The following is an 8,518-nucleotide window of genomic DNA, read 5'->3' as shown; positions in this document are numbered from 1 at the left end:
GATAGCCTAATCCATATATTTGCCCGTTAGGGTGAAGTTCTTAGGAATCCCCTTCTTCAAAAATCAATTGATTTTAAGAAGGGGTAGTTCAACAGTACAAAAGGATGGGAATCACGATCGGTTGAGGAACCGGCCACAGAGGCGGTCCTTCGTGTCCTCGCGAAGGCTTTACAGAAAACCTGCGTACAAATACAACTTTAATTCGCAGAAGATTGAAAACCCCCCCTTAGTGATGGAAGTTCGGGAAAGAATCAGCCGAATCGATTGTATGATTAGTCCCATCCGTTGTTTTTGCAAGTGATTCACAGACCACGGCGACTCATTCAAGAATCGAGTAGTCGAGCTGAGATGCCGCTCTTTACCAGCAGCTTCGCGGATCGTCGATTTATTTTTGCGACCTTCACAAAGAATAATGCCATTAACGATTGAAATCAGATGTCGAATCTGAGGTTTATTAAACCCCAGCTGAAGAGACAAAATAAACTTGACGATTGCTGCGTGTACGCATACCATGGAATTGGGACATCCCCTTTTCTGGAAGCTGTTGTGTTGTGGTGACCAACAATTTCGCTGGAAACGGTACGATGTCCTTTTATTTTTACAACATCGACAAAGGTTCTGTTGAAGTGTTAATTTCCGACTTATTCACCCATGGATTTCTATGACAAAGTTTTTGCAAGAGTCAACAAAGAAAAATGCCCTCTACAGTTCTATTGATTTTAGGGATAATCATTATTGTTGGTAAGCGAACAAAAATACTGAGCTTTAAAAATTCATAAGAGTCTCAAATATAACTGGAATATATAGACTATAAGAGCCAATTTCATAATTCCGTTGGTTCCTAGATTATAAGTACAGAATTTTTAACGTATTTGTTATTTCAAGTAGCCGCATGGAAGATCAGGCTACTTGTTTTTGTTTTTGGATGTTATTGGAGTCAACTGCGAATTTGCAAAGGTTAGGTGGAATCGAATGGTTTGGTTGACATGGAACGCATTTCATAAACTATACTGCTCCCAGGATTAAAGTTCATTTTCAAGGGGGATTGTACAATGTTGTTGCGTTATTTTTACGATGAAAAGTTGGCTCATGCTTCTTATTTGGTCGGTTGCCAAAAAACGGGGGAGGCGATTGTCGTTGACCCCGGCCGAAATCTGGAGCCTTACTTCGAAACGGCTAAAGCGGAGGGGGTAACGATTGTAGCGGCTACGGAAACTCATATTCATGCTGACTTTGTCTCTGGAGTCCGCGAGCTTGGCGAGGTGCATCAGGCAAAACTGTATCTCTCCGGCGAAGGCGGAGTTGATTGGCGCTACCAGTATGCCAAAAGTCTGAACCATCAGCTGGTGTGCGAAGGGGATCATTTTACGGTCGGAAATCTGAGCTTTGAGGTAATGCATACGCCGGGCCACACGCCGGAGAGCATTTCCTTCCTTTTGACTGACCGCGGGGGAAGTGCCGGTCGGCCGATCGGGATTTTTACAGGCGACTTTGTCTTTGTCGGAGATATCGGAAGACCGGACCTGCTGGAAAAAACGGCGGGCATCGAGGGTGCGTCCGAGATGAGCGCCAGAGCTATGTTCCATTCGCTCAAAAAATTCAGACAGCTGCCGGATTATGTTCAAGTTTGGCCGGCGCACGGCGCAGGCAGCGCTTGCGGTAAGGCTTTGGGGGCTGTTCCGTCCTCCACCGTCGGATACGAGAAGCTTTTTAACTGGGCGATGTCTTATCCGGATGAAGAAGCTTTCGTCAAAGCGCTGCTTGATGGTCAACCGGAACCGCCCAATTATTTTTCCGTTATGAAACGGGTTAACAAAACAGGACCGGTACTGCTGAAAGATTTACCGAGCGTAGAGGAGCTTCCTTCCGTCGACTCTTTAATGGATGTTATTTCCAACCAAGGAATGGTGATCGATACGCGGCCATCGCCGGAGTTCGCCAAACTACACATCGCCGGCACGATCAACATTCCATTCAACAAATCGTTCACGAATTGGGCTGGCTGGCTGATCGACTACAATCGCCCTCTGTATTTGCTGACGAATCCGGGACAGCTTAAGGAAATACTGAAAGCACTCCGTTCTATCGGCATCGACAACGCCATCGGTTATATGGACAGCGGCAGCATTCGTGAGAGCGGCTCGTTATCTCTTGAATCGTACATGGAAGTAACCCCTTTGGAGATTGAAAAGAAGGTGGACGCCGGAGAAGTGTTTCTTGTAGACATCCGCAATTTAAACGAATGGAAAGAAGGATACATTCCACAGGCGCACCATATCATGCTCGGAACGTTGCCTGATCGATTGAACGAGATTCCAACGGATAAACCCGTACTGGTGCACTTTTAGTAAGCGTCAATAGCCATCTCTTGTTATCAAGAGAGGAGCTATTGACGCTTACATATTTTTTCTCAGAAATTTTATTCTTGACATGGGATCCTTTTCACAAAATACGATTGTGTTAACGAAAGTTGAGTTATACTATAAAATACTGAAGGACGATGGACAGAATGAAAAACAAACGCAAACTCATTTTTTTCGATATTGACGGCACACTTCTCGATCGTAACAAGAAGCTGCCTTCATCGGCCAAAGCGTCAATAGCCGAATTGAAAAACAATGGCCATGAAGTGGCGATTGCCACCGGGCGGTCGCCTTTCATGTTCCAGGATTTGAGGTTGGAACTCGGCATTGACACCTTTGTAGCTTTGAATGGGCAGTACGTCGTTTATAAAGAAAAGATTATTTACCGAAATCCTCTACGTACGAACTTACTGGAGTCTTTAACCGGTTTTGCCACAGATCAAGGTCATCCCGTCGTCTTTATGGATATTAAGGGAATGAAAATGAATGTTCCTAATCACAGTTGGATAGAAGTAAGTTTGGGACCGTTGCAGCAAGCGCTCCCGGAACATGATCCGAACTTTTACTTAACGCACGATATTTATCAAGCGATGGTTTTCTGTTCGGAAGATCACGAGGAATCATATCGAAAACGGTTTAACCATATGAGATTTGTGCGCTGGCATGAAGTATCTATGGATGTTATGCCTGCAAACGGATCCAAGGCAAATGGCATTGTTGAGATCATGAAGCGGGCAAACATGGAGAAAGACGACGTTTACGCTTTTGGCGATCATTATAATGATATTGAAATGCTTCGTTTTGTCGGACATGGAATTTCAATGGGGAACGCTGTGGAAACAGTCCAGAAAGAAGCTCGTTATGTTACGAAGAATGTAGAAGAAGATGGGATTTTGTTCGGACTTAAAATGGTTGGGTTATTGTGAACACTTCTGACAATCCTATAAAAGATTTGGGAGGTGATGAATTGGCTAACATAAAGGATATAGCGAAATTGGCAAATGTATCTGTATCCACCGTTTCACGTGTACTGAATAACCATTCTTATGTGAGTGAGGAAAAGCGTAAAGTAATTATGGAAGCGATTGATAGACTGGATTACTCAAGAAATATGAATGCGGTGCAATTACTGAAAGGGAAAACGAACGTGATAGCCGTTATGCTGCCGTTTATTAATCATCCTTACTTCACCAGGTTAGTGGAAGGCATTTCAGTGGAGGCTTTAAAAGTAAACTATCAATTAATGCTATGTCAGACGAATTACAATACAGAAGCTGAGATGAAAGTATTGGAAATGCTAAAAATGAAACAAATAGACGGAATGATCATCTGTTCGAAACATATAGATTTAAATCAAATTGAGGCTTATACCCGATACGGACCTATTGTTGCATGTCAGGATGTTGGACAATCACGCGTATCTTCAGTTTTTTCAGATCATTATAAAAGTTTTCAATGTGGGATTAGGTATTTAATTAATAAAGGACACCGCTATATTGGTTTGTGTTTGGCAAGAAATCAAGGAGATAACAGCCAAATGCGACGAAAAGCTTATACGGATGAACTAGCTTCCATTGGTGAACCGATTCGGGACGAATGGATTTTTCATCAAACTTATCGGATAGAAGATGGGGTGGAAGTATTAAGGAATTTGCTGGAGCTAAATTCAAGACCTACTGCGATGATGGTAACAAGTGATCAAGCGGCAGCGGGTATTATTATGGAAGCGAGAAAAAACAATATTCGAGTCCCTGAAGATCTTGCGATTATTGGATTTGATAATCAGCCTATTGCTGAAGTGTTTGATCTCACAACAATCGAGAATCAATTACCCGAAATGGGAGCGATTGCATTCCAAATTGGATATGATCAGATTACCAGAAAAAAGGAGCAGCCTGAAAATCGTGAGCTGGAGTACAGACTCATTGAAAGAGCAACGGTATAATGTAAGATATTTATTCATAAGTTTTCGTATGAATGACCTGCTACCAGATTCAAAAAAAGGATTTCTATTTCCTATAATAAGTAGGATGGAAATCTTTTTTTAAATAAAATCGACGGCATCGTTCCAAGCGTTGGTCGCGGATAAAAGAGCGTATGAAATTCCGCTGACGATATCCGTTTTATTTCATCCAAATCACTAGCGTTGCATTAATGTTCTCTGAATCTTCATAACATTTAAAGTACAACTGTAGTCCCGGCCAATTTCGCGCCGAGAGGAGTTATGAGGCTCGAAAATGATGATCACTCAGCCGATGTCACGTGTTTGCTGAATGGGAGAAGTTGGAAGTTATCTGTAGCTCAAAGCAAACGCAAGTTTCAGGTGAGCCGATTTATATCGAAAGGAAACTTCGGTCGGCTGCGTATCATATAATAAGGATGAGTGATATGAAGACACAAAAAGTGATGTTGGATCACATATTCCCCCAAAATAAGGCTGTTTTTTGGCAGACCTATGTCGATTCGCCGGAAAAACAGAGGCAACTTCAGCGAAGGACGTTGTTCATCGTCGGTCTTGCACAGATTTTTGGCGGCGCGGGGCTTACGGCAGGCATCACCATCGGAGCGCTGCTAGCGCAAGAGATGTTGAGAACGGAGAGTATTGCCGGCGTTCCCTCGGCACTCTTTACGCTTGGCTCTGCGGCTGCGGCGCTTTTGATCGGACGGCTTTCGCAACGCTACGGCCGACGTCTGGGACTCGCGATAGGCTTTCTGACCGGAGGCATTGGCGCAGCCGGCGTCGTGTTAGCAGCCGTCATGCCGAGTATTCCGCTGCTGTTTGTTTCGTTGTTTATTTATGGCGCTGGGACAGCTTCCAATCTGTTGGCGCGATATGCGGGAACCGATTTGGTTAAGCCGGCCCAACGTGCCAAGGCAATCAGTATGATTTTGATGTTTACGACGTTTGGGGCGGTTGCCGGTCCGAATCTGGTGGATGTAATGGGAAGTTTTGCGATGTCTGTCGGTATTCCCCGATTGGCGGGGCCATTCCTGCTTTCTGCTGCCGCTTTTATTGTTGCCGGCTTGGTGCTGCTGGTGTTTCTCTGGCCCGATCCTTTCCTAGTGGCCAAAGCCATTGCGAGGGAACGGTTTGCTAATCAACAATCTGAAGCGGAAGAGGAGAAGCTTCTAACTAGCCCTAGCCGTAAACTGGCGGTTGGGGCGACGGTCATGATTTTAACCCAAGTCGTTATGATCGCTATTATGACCATGACCCCTGTCCACATGAAGCATCACGGACATGGTTTAGGGGAAGTCGGACTGGTGATCGGCATACATGTCGCGGCCATGTATCTGCCTTCGCTGATAACCGGGATTTTGGTGGATAAGTGGGGAAGGACGGTTATGGCTTGCGTTTCGGGCGTCACGCTGCTGTTATCTGGGCTTATTGCTGCCTTGGCGCCGGCCGATTCTATGGTGCTTATCATGATCGCACTGGCGTTGCTCGGTCTTGGTTGGAACTTTGGCTTGATTAGCGGGACTGCGATCATCGCCGATGCAGCGCCTGCTGCTACTCGTGCCAAAACGCAAGGATCGATTGATGTTTTGATTGCTTTAGCCGGGGCATCGGGCGGCGCGCTGTCCGGTATGGTAGTAGCCAATTCCAGCTACGCTATCCTCTCATTAGCCGGAGGGATTCTGTCCTTGCTGCTCATCCCTGCGGTGATTTGGTCCCGCCGCGATCCAAATACATCTTCAAGTTAATCCGTACGATTGCGAGTGGCGGCAATATTCACCTCTTTTTTCAACTAAAAGAGATAATCGATCATCCCAAACGGTCCTGACTAAAAGCCTCGATTCCAGCCTCCAAGATTGGGGGCTGCTTCCTTGTGTGCCACGCATGACGATTAACTAGGTGGTGAAAGTCCGCTGTGGGGGTTTGTAGTTACCAATCACTAGCCAAGAGCGAGGGTGTCCATCGCGATGTGGAATCTGATAGTTTCATTTATAACCGTTACCCACAGTTGTTGTTGTGAGTAACGGTTATAGTTGAAACAGTTTGCGGTAATTTATAAGACAAATAACGGTATATGTTTGAGATAATAAATCTTCCCCTGATGACATCAATCCATTGATTCGTCAGGTTTTTTCATTGTTTTGGAAGTTTACTACTTGGAGCTGGATCAAGCCGTAATCAGATATTATGTACAACCTGTTGAAGTACCGATGCTAATAGAGACCTATCTATATCAGTTGAAATAAGTTATAGAGGAAGCAAATAAGTATTGCATGCTAAGACACTCATTAAGCAGACATCAGGCATCCACTATAGCGAGAAAGCAATTACTTCTCGGTTGCAAGAACTATGTAAGACTGCGAAGTTGGAATGCGTACATCGTTCGATCCGGCGAGTTTGTTGTATTCATCGATGATGCCCTCACCATAAAGACGTACTAAGCAGACTCAAGAGCGTTAGATACGATTTGTTCCATGCTGAAAGGCAACGCTGGTCTAAACGTCTGGAAGAGACCACGAAGATCGACGTTTTAGAAGAAATCCTACAAAGTAAAGTACCTTATTAATATGTCATTTGATTTGAAAGAAGTGTGATCAAATTGAATGATATTGCAATGGCTAGCATCCTTGCATTTTGTTACTATTTGCTTTGTATATGGTGACAGAATATGAGAAGGAGGTTGATGTGCATGATATCTACCCGCGCTGAATTAATTACTTACCCTGCGCCCCCTGAAGCAATCGTCAATAATGATTTCTCCGTTCGTGTGCGATTGGAAAACGGAGAGTGGCAGGAGCAGTTTCCCTATCTAGTCCCTGTGGACATGCTTAATGTGCGTGAGGCTTCCATGGTAACCTACGACTTCGAGGGTGTCGTAGAGGTGGAGGTGACAAAGAGGGACGGGATTTTCGAGAACGTAGACCTTCGCCCTAATAGCTATAATATTCCGTTTCATCAAATCGGAAATACGGTAACCTTCAAGGTTGACCGTCCGAGGAAGCTGTCATTCGAAGCGAATGGCGAGAGATTTCATAACCTTCATTTATTTGCAAATCCGCCCGAGACGAACGTACTGGATCTGGAAGATCCACGGACAATCTGCGTTAAGCCAGGCAACCATCGGACAGAAGATCTTATTGCGCGGCTAACATCTTCCAGTAATGGTAAGGAAGCGCTATCCGAGGTTCTCTATTTCGGACCAGGTATGCATTATATTGAGGAAATTATCTTCGGGCAAGGCAGTATATCTCGCCGGAGGTGCTATGGTAGTGGGCTCAATGGTATGCGATCATGTAGAAGATGTCACGATCAGAGGACGTGGAATTATTTATTTAACGAATATAGAGAAGACAACCTATTTGCGCTCCGTACAAATCGATTTCTCTCGCAACATTACGGTGGAGGGCATCATTTCAGTGGATCCCCCTCACTACAGCATTCATCTTGGAAGTCGGAGCATATTCATATCAGCAATTTCAAGACGTTCAGTACACGTGGGTGGTCTGACGGAATTGACATGATGTCCTGCTCTTATGTGGATATCGATGACGTGTTTCTGCGCACATCCGACGATTGCATTGCGATCTATGGAAGCCGAGGGAAATTTTATGGAGAAAGTACGAATATTTCAGTGACAAATTCAGTGTTATGGGCGGATGTTGCGCATCCTATCATGATCGGCGTTCACGGGGATCATGAGCATAATGGGGACATCATTGAGAACATTGTCTTCGATAACATTGATATTTTGGAGCACCATGAGCCTCAGGACGATTGGGGCTGTATGGCCATTAATGCGGCCGACAAGAACATCGTCAGGAATGTTACATACAGGAATTTCCGTGTAAAGCAATTTGAGCTTGGGCGGCTTATCGATATACGCGTATTTCAAAATCCGAAATATAATCCGAGTCCCGGTAACAGAGTGGAAAATATTCGGTTTGAAAATATCGAGTTCAATGGCGTATGCGACAATCCGTCTTTTATCGAGGGCTTTGACGGGGAGCGGATCGTTGAGGGGGGTCACGATTGAGAATTTCAGAATCAATGGTACATTGGTTACAGATGCACAATCAGGAAACATTCAAATAGGAAAATATGTAAATCACGTTGTCGTAAAAAATAATTAAACTCCTGTTTGGAGCTGCGCGGGAGCGTGTCTTGCTGATTAAGATTCATGAAGGAGAAGCGACAGGGG

The 8,518-nt window shown here is 44.7% G+C and carries 5 protein-coding genes and 1 pseudogene; all 6 read left to right on the top strand.

Annotated features, from left to right (window positions below; all coding sequences use genetic code 11):
* Positions 1–99: 99 nt before the first annotated feature.
* Positions 100–224, top strand: a pseudogene (locus L1N85_RS26035) (spore germination protein); the annotation flags it as partial.
* Between the two features lie 828 nt (positions 225–1,052).
* Complete coding sequence (locus tag L1N85_RS26030; protein WP_235241932.1) at positions 1,053–2,348, top strand: MBL fold metallo-hydrolase; 1,296 nt, start codon at positions 1,053–1,055, stop codon at positions 2,346–2,348.
* Positions 2,349–2,509: 161 nt separating this feature from the next.
* Positions 2,510–3,289 carry a Cof-type HAD-IIB family hydrolase gene (locus L1N85_RS26025; RefSeq protein WP_235241931.1) on the top strand — a complete coding sequence of 260 codons (780 nt, stop codon included), beginning with the start codon at positions 2,510–2,512 and terminating at the stop codon, positions 3,287–3,289.
* Between the two features lie 41 nt (positions 3,290–3,330).
* Positions 3,331–4,308 (top strand): LacI family DNA-binding transcriptional regulator, encoded by a 978-nt coding sequence (locus tag L1N85_RS26020; protein ID WP_235241930.1) that lies wholly within the window; start codon positions 3,331–3,333, stop codon positions 4,306–4,308.
* Positions 4,309–4,769: 461 nt separating this feature from the next.
* The gene (locus L1N85_RS26015) at positions 4,770–6,068 is read left to right on the top strand and encodes an MFS transporter (RefSeq protein WP_235241933.1); all 1,299 of its coding nucleotides are present in this window, start codon (positions 4,770–4,772) and stop codon (positions 6,066–6,068) included.
* 941 nt (positions 6,069–7,009) lie between these two features.
* On the top strand, positions 7,010–8,353 hold the full coding sequence (locus L1N85_RS26010; protein WP_235241929.1) for a glycosyl hydrolase family 28 protein: 1,344 nt from the start codon (positions 7,010–7,012) through the stop codon (positions 8,351–8,353).
* The last annotated feature ends 165 nt before the right edge of the window (positions 8,354–8,518 follow it).

The sequence above is a fragment of the Paenibacillus alkaliterrae genome (genome assembly GCF_021532375.1).
Taxonomy (GTDB): domain Bacteria; phylum Bacillota; class Bacilli; order Paenibacillales; family Paenibacillaceae; genus Pristimantibacillus; species Pristimantibacillus alkaliterrae.
The sequence above is the reverse complement of the archived record's forward strand: the minus strand, read 5'-3'. Positions and strand labels throughout refer to the sequence as shown.